Source organism: Brevundimonas sp. NIBR11, assembly GCF_027912535.1.
Lineage (GTDB): Bacteria > Pseudomonadota > Alphaproteobacteria > Caulobacterales > Caulobacteraceae > Brevundimonas.
The window spans coordinates 1,171,868-1,185,316 of sequence record NZ_CP115465.1 but is presented as its reverse complement, the minus strand read 5'-3'; the positions used below and the strand labels follow the sequence as shown (position 1 = coordinate 1,185,316).

At 68.3% G+C, this 13,449-nt stretch carries 16 protein-coding genes; 9 read left to right on the top strand and 7 right to left on the bottom strand.

Features of this window, described 5'->3' with window-relative positions; translation table 11 throughout:
- Positions 1–3 precede the first annotated feature (3 nt).
- Positions 4–213 (bottom strand): hypothetical protein, encoded by a 210-nt coding sequence (locus tag O5O43_RS05755; protein WP_271086391.1) that lies wholly within the window; start codon positions 211–213, stop codon positions 4–6.
- Between the two features lie 123 nt (positions 214–336).
- Positions 337–756 carry a nucleoside-diphosphate kinase gene (gene ndk, locus O5O43_RS05750; protein WP_271085954.1) on the bottom strand — a complete coding sequence of 140 codons (420 nt, stop codon included), beginning with the start codon at positions 754–756 and terminating at the stop codon, positions 337–339.
- A gap of 136 nt (positions 757–892) precedes the next feature.
- Here ndk and O5O43_RS05745 point away from each other — a divergent pair, with 136 nt between their 5' ends.
- Positions 893–2,779, top strand: a complete 1,887-nt coding sequence (locus tag O5O43_RS05745; RefSeq protein WP_271085953.1) for an ABC-F family ATP-binding cassette domain-containing protein — start codon at positions 893–895, stop codon at positions 2,777–2,779.
- On the top strand, positions 2,779–3,021 hold the full coding sequence (locus O5O43_RS05740; RefSeq protein ID WP_271085952.1) for a DUF2164 domain-containing protein: 243 nt from the start codon (positions 2,779–2,781) through the stop codon (positions 3,019–3,021). Before O5O43_RS05745 ends, O5O43_RS05740 begins: the two co-directional genes overlap by 1 nt.
- Before the next feature lie 239 nt (positions 3,022–3,260).
- Here the strand turns inward: O5O43_RS05740 and pyrC are convergent, their stop codons facing one another.
- Genes pyrC through ruvX form a run of 4 tightly spaced genes read right to left on the bottom strand, consistent with a single transcriptional unit; the run spans position 3,261 to position 6,949 of the window.
- A complete protein-coding gene (pyrC, locus tag O5O43_RS05735; RefSeq protein WP_271085951.1) occupies positions 3,261–4,538 on the bottom strand; it encodes a dihydroorotase in 1,278 nt (425 codons plus the stop codon).
- Positions 4,535–5,515 (bottom strand): aspartate carbamoyltransferase catalytic subunit, encoded by a 981-nt coding sequence (locus tag O5O43_RS05730; RefSeq protein WP_271085950.1) that lies wholly within the window; start codon positions 5,513–5,515, stop codon positions 4,535–4,537. The genes pyrC and O5O43_RS05730 overlap by 4 nt, the downstream gene beginning before the upstream one ends.
- A 34-nt stretch (positions 5,516–5,549) precedes the next feature.
- Entirely contained in the window at positions 5,550–6,473 is a 924-nt protein-coding gene (locus O5O43_RS05725; protein WP_271085949.1) for an AEC family transporter, read from the bottom strand.
- Positions 6,470–6,949: a Holliday junction resolvase RuvX gene (ruvX, locus tag O5O43_RS05720; RefSeq protein ID WP_271085948.1), complete on the bottom strand. Its 480-nt coding sequence runs from the start codon at positions 6,947–6,949 to the stop codon at positions 6,470–6,472. Before ruvX ends, O5O43_RS05725 begins: the two co-directional genes overlap by 4 nt.
- Positions 6,950–7,021: 72 nt before the next feature.
- Between ruvX and O5O43_RS05715 the strand changes: the two genes are divergently transcribed.
- The 7 genes from O5O43_RS05715 to O5O43_RS05685 all read left to right on the top strand — a co-directional run bounded on the left by O5O43_RS05715 (position 7,022) and on the right by O5O43_RS05685 (position 12,381).
- Entirely contained in the window at positions 7,022–7,564 is a 543-nt protein-coding gene (locus O5O43_RS05715) for a hypothetical protein (RefSeq protein ID WP_271085947.1), read from the top strand.
- Positions 7,565–7,638: 74 nt separating this feature from the next.
- Positions 7,639–7,926, top strand: a complete 288-nt coding sequence (gatC, locus tag O5O43_RS05710; protein ID WP_271085946.1) for an Asp-tRNA(Asn)/Glu-tRNA(Gln) amidotransferase subunit GatC — start codon at positions 7,639–7,641, stop codon at positions 7,924–7,926.
- Between the two features lies 1 nt (position 7,927).
- The gene (gene gatA / locus O5O43_RS05705; RefSeq protein WP_271085945.1) at positions 7,928–9,406 is read left to right on the top strand and encodes an Asp-tRNA(Asn)/Glu-tRNA(Gln) amidotransferase subunit GatA; all 1,479 of its coding nucleotides are present in this window, start codon (positions 7,928–7,930) and stop codon (positions 9,404–9,406) included.
- Positions 9,400–9,597: a hypothetical protein gene (locus O5O43_RS05700; protein ID WP_271085944.1), complete on the top strand. Its 198-nt coding sequence runs from the start codon at positions 9,400–9,402 to the stop codon at positions 9,595–9,597. Before gatA ends, O5O43_RS05700 begins: the two co-directional genes overlap by 7 nt.
- 93 nt (positions 9,598–9,690) lie before the next feature.
- A complete protein-coding gene (locus O5O43_RS05695) occupies positions 9,691–10,872 on the top strand; it encodes an acetyl-CoA C-acyltransferase (RefSeq protein WP_271085943.1) in 1,182 nt (393 codons plus the stop codon).
- Complete coding sequence (locus tag O5O43_RS05690; protein WP_271085942.1) at positions 10,872–11,846, top strand: alpha/beta hydrolase; 975 nt, start codon at positions 10,872–10,874, stop codon at positions 11,844–11,846. The genes O5O43_RS05695 and O5O43_RS05690 overlap by 1 nt, the downstream gene beginning before the upstream one ends.
- A 193-nt stretch (positions 11,847–12,039) precedes the next feature.
- Positions 12,040–12,381: a VOC family protein gene (locus O5O43_RS05685; RefSeq protein WP_271085941.1), complete on the top strand. Its 342-nt coding sequence runs from the start codon at positions 12,040–12,042 to the stop codon at positions 12,379–12,381.
- Between the two features lie 16 nt (positions 12,382–12,397).
- Here the strand turns inward: O5O43_RS05685 and O5O43_RS05680 are convergent, their stop codons facing one another.
- A complete protein-coding gene (locus O5O43_RS05680) occupies positions 12,398–13,312 on the bottom strand; it encodes a hypothetical protein (RefSeq protein WP_271085940.1) in 915 nt (304 codons plus the stop codon).
- Between the last annotated feature and the right edge of the window lie 137 nt (positions 13,313–13,449).

The following is a 13,449-nucleotide window of genomic DNA, read 5'->3' as shown; positions in this document are numbered from 1 at the left end:
GCTTTAGCGCGGGCGGCGCGGGGTGGTCGCGGCGCCGGCCACGCCGCCGATGGCGGCGCCGGCGACCGTCGAGCCCGTGTTGCCGCCGATGGCCTGACCGGCGAGCGCGCCGCCGATGGCGCCGGTTGCGGCGCGTTGTTCCATCGTGGTGCCGCAGGCGGCCAGCAGAGCCATCGCGCCGACCAGCGGGGCCATCTTCAGAACGGTCTTCATCATCAAATCTCCAATGCGTCGGGGGACGTGTGGAGCGGAAACGACAAGGCCCGCGTCCGGTTCCGGACGCGGGCCCCATTGTTCGGACTGATGCAGCCGACGCGGTCGCCGGCTGCCTGCGCCTTAGCCGACGATGTCGGCGTCCGTGAAGAACTGGGCGATCTCGATCTTGGCGTTCTCGTCCGAGTCCGAACCGTGGACCGAGTTCTCGCCGATCGACAGGGCGAACTGCTTGCGGATGGTGCCTTCGGCGGCCTGTTCCGGGTTGGTGGCGCCCATGACTTCGCGGTATTTGGCGACGGCGCCATCGGCTTCCAGAACCTGGACGACGACCGGCTCGGCGATCATCTGCGAGACCAGTTCGCCGTAGAAGGGACGCTCGGCGTGGACTTCGTAGAATTTCTTGGCCTGGGCCTCGGTCAGCTTGATGCGGCGCTGGCCGACGATGCGCAGGCCGGCGCCTTCGATCACGGCGTTGATCGCGCCCGTCAGGTTGCGGCGGGTCGCGTCGGGCTTGATGATCGAGAAGGTACGGTCGGTCATGGGGAGACTTCTTGTTTGGGAGTTTGAAGGTCGCGGGCTTATAGACGCGCCCTCCCCGGTTTCCAACCGTCTCTTCTTAGTGTCCCTAACGCTCGGCGCGCGGCGCCTTGCTGCTTGAGGGACAAGGCCTGTTTCGATGCTCCAGATCACCAACCTGACGTTCAACGCCTGGGGTCGCCAGTTTCTGGATGACGCCTCGGTCAGCCTGCCGCCGGGGGCCAAGGTCGGGCTGGTGGGGCGGAACGGCATCGGCAAGTCGACCCTGTTCAAGATCATCCTGGGCGAACTGGCCGGGAACGGCGACGAGGTGTCCCTGCCCAAGACTGCGCGCATCGGTTCGGTCGACCAGGAGCATCCGGCCACCCCCGTCAGCGTCATCGAGACCATCCTCGAGGCCGATACCGAACGCCACGACCTGCTGACGCGTCTGGAGACGGCCGAGCCGGAGGAGATGGGGGAGATCTGGTCGCGGCTGATCGAGATCGATGCCGACGGCGCCCCGTCGCGGGCGGCGGAAATCCTCGCCGGTCTGGGCTTCGACCATGAGAACCAGCAGCGGCCGATGTCCCACTTTTCGGGCGGCTGGCGGATGCGCGTGGCCCTGGCGGCGGCCCTGTTCGCCCAGCCGGACATGCTGCTGCTCGACGAACCGACCAACTATCTCGACCTCGAGGGGGCCCTGTGGCTCGAGGCGCGGCTGAAGAAATATCCGGCGACGGCCCTGATCATCTCCCACGACCGCGAGATGCTGAACGAGGTCTGCACCCACATCCTGCACCTCTCCAACCGCAAGCTGACGCTCTACACCGGCAACTACGACACGTTCGAAAAGACCCGCGCCGAGAAGCTGCGCCTGATGGCCGCGACCCAGGCCAAGCAGGAAGCCGAACGCGCCCACCTTCAGAAATTCATCGACCGCTTCAAGGCCAAGGCGTCCAAGGCGACCCAGGCTCAATCGCGCGTCAAGAAGCTGGAGAAGATGGAGCGGATCGAGCTGCCGCCGGACGAGCGGGTGGCCCCCTTCACCCTGCCCTCCCCGCCGCGCCCCCTTGCCCCGCCGCTTATCCGGCTGGAGCGCGCCAATGTCGGCTACGAAACGGGCAAGCCGATCCTGCGCAATCTGAACCTGCGCATGGACCTGGACGATCGCATCGGCCTTCTGGGCGTCAACGGCGCCGGCAAGTCGACCTTCGCCAAGATGATCGCCGGCGCCCTGAACGTCGAAACCGGTGAACTGCACCGCGACCGCAAGATGAAGGTCGGCTGGTTCCACCAGCACCAGATCGAGGCGATGGACCCCACCGACACGCCGCTGGAGATCATTCGACGCGCAATGCCGGATGCGTCGGAATCGAGCCGCCGGAGCCGCCTCGCCCAGTTCGGCCTGCCGTTCGAGAAGCAGGAGACCAAGGTCGAGGCCTTGTCGGGCGGCGAGCGGGCGCGCCTGCTGCTGAACATGGTGGCGATGGATGCGCCCCACGTCCTGATCCTCGACGAACCGACCAACCACCTGGACATCGACAGCCGCCGGGCCCTGCTGGACGCGCTGAACGAATATTCGGGGGCCGTCATCCTGATCACCCACGACCGCTCGCTGATGGAGTTGGTGGCGGACCGCCTGTGGCTGGCGGCGGACGGGACGGTGAAGCCGTTCGAAGGCGACATGGACGACTATTCCAAATTCGTCCTGGACCGCGCCAAGGCGGCGGCCGTGAAGCCCAGCCAGATCAAGAAGGAAGAGGCCGCGCCCGTGGTCGCCGCCGCCACGGCCGCGAAGCCGCAGGCCAAGAAAGACGGGCCGTCGCCCTCCACCCTTCGTCACAAGGCCAAGAAGGCCGAGGAGCGGGTCGCCGCCCTGACCGCCGAGATCGCCCGGCTGGACGACGATCTGGCCAACGCCGCGGTCTCCAACCCCAAGGCGCTGGAAGGTCTGACGCGCGCGCGGGCGAAGTCGCAGTCCGATCTCGACGCGGCCGAGGCCGAATGGCTGGAGGCCGAGGAAGCCCTGGCCGAGGTGGCCTGATGAAGCCCATCGTCTTTTCGAAGGAGGAGCAGGCCGACCTGATCCCGCGCATCAAAGCCTTCGTGCGCGACGAACTCGACACCGACATCGGCGACCTCCAGGCGTCGATGCTGCTGGACTTCTTCACCGAAAAAATGGGCCACGCCGTCTACAACCGCGCCGTCTACGACGCCCAGGCCCTCATCGCTGCGAAAGCGGACGAGATGGCTGAGGCGCTCTATACGCTCGAGCGGAAGCCTTGAGTCTCACGCCACAGGGCCAAATCCTGTCGAAGAAATATTTCTGTTCAACAGTCTGAATGCTTGCGCGCCCAGTCCAGCCGGGCCCGCGGGACTATTTCCGCGCCTTGATTGCCGGCCGGTGTAAGATACGAGATCAGGGTTCGCGGAGAGGGCGAACAATCGCGATTTCGTCCGTTTCGTCACGTTTCGTCACCCTACCGCTCGTCATGATGAAACGGACGAACCCGCGCTCTGGCGGCTCAGTGTTCGAACACCACCCGCCCACCGACTATCGTCATCTCCACCCGCCCCTGAAGCCTCCGCCCATCGAACGGCGAGTTTTTGGACTTGGAGCGCAGGGCGGCCGCATCGACGATCACCGGCGCGCCCGGATCGAACAGGATCAGGTCCGCCGGCGCTCCGGCGTCAAGCACGCCCGCGTCCAGACCCAACAAGGTCGCCGGACCGTGGGTGAGGGGGCGCAGAACGTCGAGGATATCGAGGCCTTCCTCATGGTGCAGGCTGAGGGCCGCCGGCAGCAGGGTTTCCAGACCCACGGCGCCGGGGGCCGCCTCGGCGAAGGGGCGGCGCTTGTCCTCGGCGGGCGCGGGCGTGTGGGCCGAGGTGATGGCCTCGATCAGGCCGTCGCGGACGGCCTCGATCAGGGCGCGGCGGTCGCTCTCGGGGCGTAGTGGCGGGTCGAGCCGGTAGAAGGTCCGGTAGTCGCCGATGTCGATCTCGTTGAAGCACAGGTGGTTGATGGAGACGCTGGTCGCGACCTCCAGCCCCCGGCCCCGCGCCCGCGCCAGCACCTCCAGCGCCGCCTCTGTCGAGACCTGATCCACCAGGAACCGCACGCCGGTCTGTTCGACGAGGGCCAGGTCCCGCTCCAGCTGGATGCGCTCGGCTATGGCCGGCGCGCCCGACAGGCCCAGACGCGTCGCCAGCTCACCGGACGTCGCCACCGCCCCCTCGCTCAGCCAGGGATCGGCCGGACGACAGGCGATCAGGGCGTTGAAGGCGGTGGCGTAGCTCATCACTCGCGACAGCACACGGCTGTCGGCGATGACGTGGTCGCCGTCGGTGAAGTAGAGGGCGCCGGCCTCGTGCATCAGGCCGAGCTCCGCCATCCGTTTGCCGTCTCTGGCTTTCGTCGCCGCCCCCGCTGCGCGAACATTGACCAGATTCAGGGCCGCGCCGCGGCGCTGGATAAAGTCGATCATCGACGGGTCGTCGACGGCCGGATCGGTGTCGGGCTGGATGACCACCGTGGTGACCCCGCCCGCCGCCGCCGACAGGCTGGCCGACTTCAGCGTCTCCTTGGGCTCTGCGCCGGGCTCGCCGGTTCGCACCCGGATGTCGATCAGGCCGGGCGAGAGGCAGAGGCCACGCGCGTCGAGGATTTCCGTCGCCGAGACCGCCACTGAGCCGCGCTCCACGCGGGTGATGACGCCGTCTTCGATGACCACCGAGCCGGGGCCGTCGTAGTCGCTCGCCGGGTCCAGCAGCCGGGCGTTGATGATCGCCTGCGAACTCATGCCGCGCGCTCCAGACGGGCCGAGAGGGAAGCCAGGACCGCCATTCGGGCCGCGACCCCCATCTCGACCTGATCCTGAATGAGGGAGACCGTGAGGTCGTCGGCCACATCGGAATCGATCTCGACGCCCCGGTTCATCGGGCCGGGATGCATGACCTTGGCTCCGGGCGCGGCCCAGGCCAGTTTTTCGCGGTCGAGCCCCCAGAAGCGGAAATACTCGCGCGTCGAGGGGACCAGCGCCCCATCCATCCGCTCCAGTTGCAGGCGCAGCATCATGACTACGTCGCAGCCGGCGAGCCCCTCGCGCATGTCGTGGAAGACCTCGCAACCCCAACGGTCGGCGTCGCCGGGCACCAGGGTCGGCGGCCCGATCAGGCGGACGCGCGCGCCCATCATCGACAACAGCGCCACATTCGAGCGCGCCACCCGGCTGTGAGCGATGTCCCCGCAGATGGCCACCGTCAGCCCGCCCACGTCCCCGAAGGCGCGGCGCAGGCTGAGCAGGTCCAACAGGGCCTGGGTCGGATGCTCGTGGCGCCCGTCGCCCGCGTTGACCACCGCACAGCCGACCTTCTGGCTGAGCAATGCCGCCGCGCCCGACGCCCCGTGCCGCACCACCAGGATGTCCGGCTTCATGGCGTTCAGGGTGACCGCGGTGTCGATCAGGGTCTCGCCCTTCTTCACCGACGATGCGCCGACCGGCATGGTGACGACGTCGGCGCCGAGCCGCTTGGCCGCGATCTCGAACGAGGAGCTGGTCCGGGTCGAGTTCTCGAAGAAAAGGTTCATGACCGTGCGGCCGCGCAGCAGGTCCAGCGCCTTGGTCGACTGGCGGTTCAGGTCGACGCAGGCGTCGGCCAGGGCCAGCAGGCTCAGCACGAACGGCGGATTCAGGTCGCCGGCGTTCAGAAAATGGGGTTTCGGAAACGGGACCAGACGGTCGGCGATGAGATCGGCGGGATCGTCGTACTGGGTCATTAAAGCCCGGCTATACGGACCCGAGGCCCTGACCTCAAGTCAGGTGATAGACGAACAGCAGGAGCGGTATCATCAGGGCGCTGATCACCGTGGTCAGGGCGATGACACCGGCCATCAACGGCGCATCCCCGCCCATCTGACGCGCCAGCAGATAGGCCGCCGCCGCTCCGGGCGCCGCGCCGCACAACATGGCCACGCCTTGGGCCAGGTGGTCGCCGCCGAACAGGATGCAGAGACCCCACATCAGGGGCGGCATGACGATCAGCTTGACGAAGGTCACGCCGGCGATCGTGAATTTGCGCCGCGCCACCTCGGCGAAGCTGAGCCCCGCGCCGGCGATGATCAGACCCAGCGGCAGGGCGGCCGAGCCGAGCAGCTCGAGCGTGTCCGAAATACCCGGCAGCCGGGGCACGCGCGCGAAGTTCAGGGCCAGCCCGATCAGACAGGCCAGAAGGATCGGATTGGCGAGCATGGCCTTGGTCAGGGCCAAGGGCGTGACCCCGCGCTGTCCCGCGCCCCAGCGCGCGAGCACGGCGACGCAAGCGATATTGGTGACGGGGATGATGCAGGCGATCATGACGGCCGCCAGCGCCAGACCCTCGGCGCCGAACGAGGCCTGAATGACCGGCAGGAAGACGAAGCTGTTCCAGCGGATCACGCCCTGGAACACGCTGGTGAAGGCCGGGCCGTCGATGGTCATCAGCGGCTTGGCCAGAAGCGTCGCCGCCGCCACGATCAGGACCGCGACCACCGCCGCGCCGCCCGCGGCCCCCGCGCTCCCGCCCGACAGGTCCGCGCCCCAGATCGCCGGGATCAGGAAGCCGGGATACATGAGGTTGATGGACAGCTTCTCGATCGGCCGCCAGCTCGCGTCGGGCAGGAAGTCGGTCTTGCGCAGCCCATAGCCCAGGGCGATTAGAATGAAGACCGGCAGGACTCCGGCGAAGAGGGCGATCATACCCAGGTCTGCTGGTCGCGGACCCGGTCCAGCGCCCCTTGCAGGATCCAGGCGGCGGCGGTGCGGTCCACCACCCCTGCCCGGCGTTTGCGCGACAGGTCCAGCTCGTCGATCAGGAAGCGCTCGACGGCCGAAGTGGACAGACGCTCGTCCCAGAAAGCGACGTTGACGGGCCGGATGCGCTCGAGATTGCGGGCGAAGGCGCGGCAGGACTGGGCGCGCGGTCCTTCCGTCCCGTCCATGTTGACCGGCAGGCCGATGACGAGACCGGAGACCTTCCTGGCGTCCATGAGCTTGAATAGGGCCCTGGCGTCCTCGGTGAACTTGGTCTTGCGGATCAGCTGCAGCGGGCTGGCGATCATGCGCGTGGTGTCGGACGCCGCCACGCCGATGGTCTGCTCGCCGAGGTCCAGCCCGATCCAGGCCGTATCTGGCGGACAGGCGGCGGGCAGGTCGAGAAGCTCCATGACTGGCATGGGTGGGCGGTAGGCGTTGCCTTTCCCCGTGTCAAAGGCGAGGGTCGCGCATCACGGGTTCTGGGGGCGACCATGTCCGAGCGTTCTTCAAGTCTCAGCCTGGCGGTCTCCGCCGCTCTGGCGTTGACCGCCTGCGACGCCCCGCCGGCGGGACCGACGGCGGCGACGACGGCGACGGAGGCTCCCGCCACGCCGGCAAGGGCCGCGCCCCTGACGGCTTCCGGGCCGCCCGTCGCCCTGACCCTCGCCGAGGACACCCAGACCGACAACGGCCTGCAATGGGCCGCGAGCGTGGTAAAATCCGACGATCTTCCGGGCGTAAGCGCCAAGCTGTTCGGCGTCGCCGGCGGCGATCCGGCCATGAATGGACTCAACACCTACATCGCCTTCTATCAGAACCCGGCCGATGGCTGGGCGATCTACCAGATCGGTGACTTCCTGGACTACACCGTCCTGTCGAACGCCGACGGCCGGGTCGATCTCGAAGTGCAGGAGAGCACGATGGACGAAGCCAAAGGCGAGATCGGCGACGGCCGCCGCAAGATCATCATCCGGTGGACGATGGACGCCGATGGCGCCGCCCCGACAGAGGTGACCGTCACCCCGGCCCAGTGAAGACTGCGGTCCTTGTGCGGTGCGGCGTGGGCGGGTAATCCCGCCCGCTAGACCGACCACGACTGGAGGGCCGCATGGCCATCGACGCTGAGACGGTGCGCAAGGTCGCCCACCTCGCCCGCATCAAGACCCCCGACGACCGCCTGGAACCGCTGGCCGGCGAACTGAACGGCATCATGGCCTGGATCGACCAACTTGGCGAAGTCGACGTGAACGGCGTGGAGCCGATGACGTCCAACGTGGCCCAACCCTTACGCCTGCGCGAGGACGTCGTCACCGACGGCGCCAAGGTCGAAGCCGTCCTGTCCAATGCGCCGAAGTCCGCCGACGGCTTCTACGTCGTGCCCAAGGTGGTCGAATAGTATGTCCGATCTGACGAAACTGACGCTGAAGGCCGCCGTCGACGGCTTGAAAGCCAAGGACTTTTCCTCCGAAGAGATCACACGCGCCTTCGTCGCCAACATCGAGGCCGCCAACCCGACCTTGAACGCCTATGTCGTCACGACGCCCGAGAAGGCGATCGAAATGGCCAAGGCGTCCGACGCCCGCATCGCAGCCGGGACCGCCGGCGCCCTGGAAGGCGCGCCGTTGGGCATCAAGGACCTGTTCTGCACCGACGGGATCCAGACGACAGCCGGCTCCAACATGCTGCGCGGCTTCATCCCGCCGTATGAATCCACCGTCACCGCCAACCTGTGGCGCGACGGCGCGGTCATGCTGGGCAAGCTCAACATGGACGAGTTCGCTATGGGCTCGGCCAACGAGACCTCGGCCTTCGGTCCCGTGAAGAACCCCTGGAAATCGAAGGCTTCCAACGCCGACCTGACCCCGGGCGGTTCGTCGGGCGGTTCGGCCTCGGCTGTCGCCGCCGACCTGTGCCTGGCCGCCACCGCGTCTGACACCGGCGGCTCGATCCGCCAGCCCGCCGCCTTCACCGGCACGGTCGGGATCAAGCCCACCTACGGCCGCGCCAGCCGCTACGGCATGGTCGCCTTCGCCTCGTCGCTCGATCAGGCCGGACCGATCACCAAGACGGTCGAGGACGCGGCCCTGATGCTGCAGTCCATGTGCAGCTTTGACGCCAAGGATTCGACCAGCCTCGACATCCCGACGCCCGACTGGTCGGCGTCCGTCGGCAAGTCGGTCAAGGGCCTGCGCATCGGCGTCCCGCACGAGTACGTCGTCGACGGCATGCCCGCCGAGATTCAGGCCCTGTGGGATCAGGGCGTGGCCTGGCTGAAGGACGCCGGCTGCGAGATCGTGCCGATCAGCCTGCCGCACACCAAATACGCCCTGCCGACCTATTACATCGTCGCCCCGGCCGAGGCCTCCTCGAACCTGGCCCGCTACGACGGCATGCGTTTCGGCCACCGCGCCGAGAACGCCAAATCCCTGACCGACCTCTACGAGACCTCGCGCGCCGAGGGCTTCGGCCAGGAGGTCCAGCGTCGCCTGACCATCGGCGCCTATGTGCTGTCGGCCGGATTCTACGACGCCTATTATGTGAAGGCCCTGAAGGTCCGCCGCCGCATCGCCGAGGACTTCGACAATGTCTGGGATCAGGTCGACGCCATCCTGACGCCGTCCACCCCGTCGGCCGCCTTCGCCTTGGGCGACAAGCAGATCGACCCGGTGACGATGTACCTGAACGACGTGTTCACGGTGACGGCCAACCTCGCGGGCTTGCCGGGGATCTCGGTGCCGGCGGGCGTCGATTCCAACGGCCTGCCGCTGGGTCTTCAGGTCATCGGCAAGGCGCTGGACGAAGCGACGGTCTTCCAGGTTGGCGCGGCGCTGGAGAAGGCCGCAGGCGGCGTCGGCAAGCCCGAGCGCTGGTGGTGAAGGCGCTCGGCACAGCGCTCCTGATCCTGGGAGCGCTGATGCTGATCTTGCCCCTGACCGTAGCGATCTGGGCGCACCACAACTACACGATCGGCATTGCGATCGAGAGCGTGGCGGCGTTGGCGATCTGGTGCGGGTTAGCCGTGATGGCGATTGGGCTCGGCGGCTGGCTACGATTTCGACGGCGGTAGCAGCGCCATGGATTCAGGGGCGGGCCAGCGCTCCCCTCGCAATCCTCCTCGCCGGGCGCTACATCCGCTCCACGTCACCGTGAGAGCCCGCCCATGTCCGATCCCGTCGTCATCGTCGCCTTCGCCCGCACGCCCATGGGCGGCTTCCAGGGAGCCTTCAACGGCGTGAAGGCCACCGAACTGGGCGCCACGGCGGTCAAGGCGGCGGTGGCGCGCGCGGGCGTTCCCGCAGACAAGATCGAGCAGATCTACATGGGCTGCGTCCTGCCCGCCGGTCTGGGCCAGGCTCCGGCGCGTCAGGCCGCCATCGGCGCCGGCCTCGGCCAGCATGTCGAGGCGACGACGGTCAACAAGATGTGCGGCTCGGGCCTGCAGGCCGTGATGATGGCCTCGGACACCCTCGCCGCCGGGTCGGCCGACATCGTCGTCGCGGGCGGCATGGAGTCGATGACCGGCGCCCCCTATCTGATGAACAAGCACCGCGGCGGCGCCCGCATCGGCCACGATGTCATCGTCGACAGCATGTATATGGACGGGCTGGAGGACGCCTACACGCCCGGCAAGCTGATGGGCAAATTCGCCGAGGACTCCGCCCAGACCTATCAGTTCACGCGCGAGCAACAGGACGCCTACGCCCTGGAAAGCCTCAGCCGCGCCCGAGCCGCCATCGCCAACGGCGCCTTCGCCGCGGAAATCACCCCGGTCGAGGTCTCCGGCCGCAAGGGGATCGTCACGGTCACCGAGGACGAACAGCCCGGCAAGGCAATGCCGGAGAAGATCCCGACCCTGAAGCCCGCCTTCTCCAAGGACGGCACCATCACCGCCGCCAACGCCTCGTCCATCAGTGACGGCGCCGCCGCCCTGGTCCTGACCCGCGAGAGCGTGGCCAGGGCGATGCACCTGCCCATCGTCGCCCGCATCGTCTCCCACGCCGCCCACGCCCATGAGCCCGGCCTGTTCACCACCGCCCCCGTCCCGGCCATGCAAAAGGCGCTGAAAAAGGCCGGCTGGTCGGTCGAGGACGTCGATCTGTGGGAGATCAACGAGGCCTTCGCCGTCGTCCCCATGATCGCCATGCAGGAGATGGGCATCGACCACGCCAAGCTGAACGTGAACGGCGGCGCGACCGCCCTGGGTCACCCCATTGGGGCGTCGGGCGCGCGGGTTCTGACCACCCTGATCGCGGCGCTTCAGAACCGGGGCCAGTCCAAGGGCGTCGCATCGCTCTGCATCGGCGGCGGCGAGGCCGTGGCCCTGGCGGTCGAACTGGCCTGATGACTGATCTCAGCCGTCGTTCCCTTCTCGGCGCGGCGGCTGTGACCGCCGCGGCAGCGACTTCGGTGAAGGCCCAGACCGTGGCTCCCGCCGACCCGACCGAGGTCGTCCATCTGTGGCCGAACGGCGCGCCGGGCGGTGAGAACGTCACCGTCACCCCCATCGTACCGGAACGCTCGACCGACCCGAGCTTCCACGACCGCTACGCCCAGTACACCACCGATCCCATCCTGACCGTCCTGCGGCCCGAACGGCCGAACGGCGCGGCCCTCCTGCTCATTCCCGGCGGCGGCTACCGCTGGGCCGTGCTGGACAAGGAGGGGTTCGATGTCGCCCGGGTCTTCGCGGCCGCCGGCGTCACCTGTTTCGTCCTGCGCTACCGGCTGCCCGCCGACGGCTGGGCCGCCGGGCCGAACGCACCGTTGCAGGACGCCCAGCGGGCGCTGCGCCTGATCCGGGCGAACGCGGCGAACTACGGGATCGATCCGGCTCGGATCGCCAGTCTCGGAGCGTCTGCCGGAGGGCATCTGGCGGGGCTCCTCGCCGCGCGCCAGGACGCTACCTACGAGCTGATCGATGAGGCCGACGCCGTCTCGCACCGGCCCGACCTGAACATCCTGCTCTATCCGGTCGCGACCATGACGGACCCTCTCGTCCACGCCGGATCGCGCGAGCACCTCTTGGGCCCCTCCCCCACGCCTCAGCAGATGACCGAATGGTCGCTGGAGACCATGGACTGGGTCGGCGTCGCCCCGACCATCCTGATCCACGCCCTGGACGACGCCAGCGTGCGGCCGGAAAACAGCCTGCAGCTGCTGACCACGCTGCGCGCCTGCGACGTCGTCAGCGAGGCTCATCTTTTTCAGGAGGGCGGGCACGGCTTCGGCATCCGCCTGATCGCCGGGAAACCCGCCGCCGTCTGGCCGGAGTTGGTGCTGGCCTTCGGTCGTCGGAACGGCTGGCTTACCGCTTAGCGGCGCCGTCCACAGGTTTCGGCGGCGTGTGCGCTGGGCGCGCTTCCGCCTCCCGCATCAGGCGGAACAAGACTTCTCGACCTGTCGACAGAACGATCTCCGGCGCACCCGCTTGTGATAGTCGTTCGCAAGATTGCTTGGAGTTTCGCTCCGTGGCAAGCCGGGTTTCGGCGGCTTTTCATCGGATCAGACAATGCAGAGCGACGGAAAACTCGACTATCTGGAACTGCCCTCCTCCGGCATCCCGGAGACCAAGGCCTTCTATACGGCCGCGTTCGGCTGGACCTTCGTCGACTACGGTCCCGACTATGCCGCGTTCGACGAGGGGCTGAACGGCGGATTTGACGCCGATTCCGACGGACTTAAAGCGCCCCTGCCCGTCCTCTACGCCCAGGACCTTCCGGCCATGCTGGCCAAGGTCGAGGCGGCGGGCGGGACGATCGTCAGGCCGATCTTCGACTTCCCCGGCGGACAGCGGTTCCACTTTCGCGACCCGTCCGGCAACGAGCTGGCGGTCTGGTCCGAAGGCGGATGAAGACCTGCCGCGGCGTCTAGCGGACGTCTACCGACTGGCCGATCTGTTCGGCCAGCGCCCGGTCGGCGCCCTCGACGCTGGTGATCCAGACGTGAACCTCGGTCGGAGCCGTAGTGCGAGTGAACAGGTGCTCCAGGGCGACGCGACGGCCGTCCTCGGTGGCCACGACCGAGGCGCGGCCGGGGGTCTCGACCATCTGGCCTGAATAGATCGGGAACTGCGACGCGGGTCCGGCATAGACCATGACCAGCGGCTGCTGGCCCCGGCGAATCGTCCAGATGTTGAAGTTCGGACCCGGTCGGCCCGAGGTGATCGTGAAACCGCTCGGCAGGTCGACTGTAAACGGCAGGGCCCGGATCGCAGACGCGTCCAGCACCGTCATCACCGATGCGGGCGCGGCCGGCGCGGCGACGGAGGGCGCCGCTGCGGGCGCGATCGTAGTCGGGGCCGGAACCGTCGCGCGGGGCGCGGGCGTCGGAGCCGCTGTCGGACCTGGGGTTGTGGCGCCCGGGGTCGGAGTCGTCGCCCGGGGCGCAGGGTTCGGCGCGGCTGTGGCGGGGGCGGGAGGCGCCACGCGGGGGGCGGGTGTGGGAACGGTCGTCGTGGGAGCGGGGCTCGCGGGACGCGGGGCCGGGGTGGTCGCCCGGGGCGCGGGCGTCGGCGTGGCGGTCGCCGGAGTGGATGTGGCGGCGGCGGGCGGATTCGTCGAAGCGGGCGCCGGGCGCGTCGACGGCGGAGTGTTCAGCGACGTCGAAGTCGAGGGCGCGCCGGACGTCGCCGGGGCCGTGGACGCCGCCGGAGGGGCCGAATTCAGGCTGCGGGTCAGGGCGTTGCCGGTCGTCGCGGAGGACTGCGCAGGAGCAGTCGGCGGCGTCTGGGTCTGGCCCGGTGCGGTGATCAGGAGGGCGGCGAGGACGAGGGCATGCGACATGGCGCGACAATCGCCTTTCAGCCCATGAACGGCAAGCTCCTCAACACATAGGCGACGATAGCGACGGTCGCCGAACCGGCGATGCAGAGGCCCGCGAACCAGGCCAGCTTCTTCCACAGGGGGCCGGTGTCTTCGCC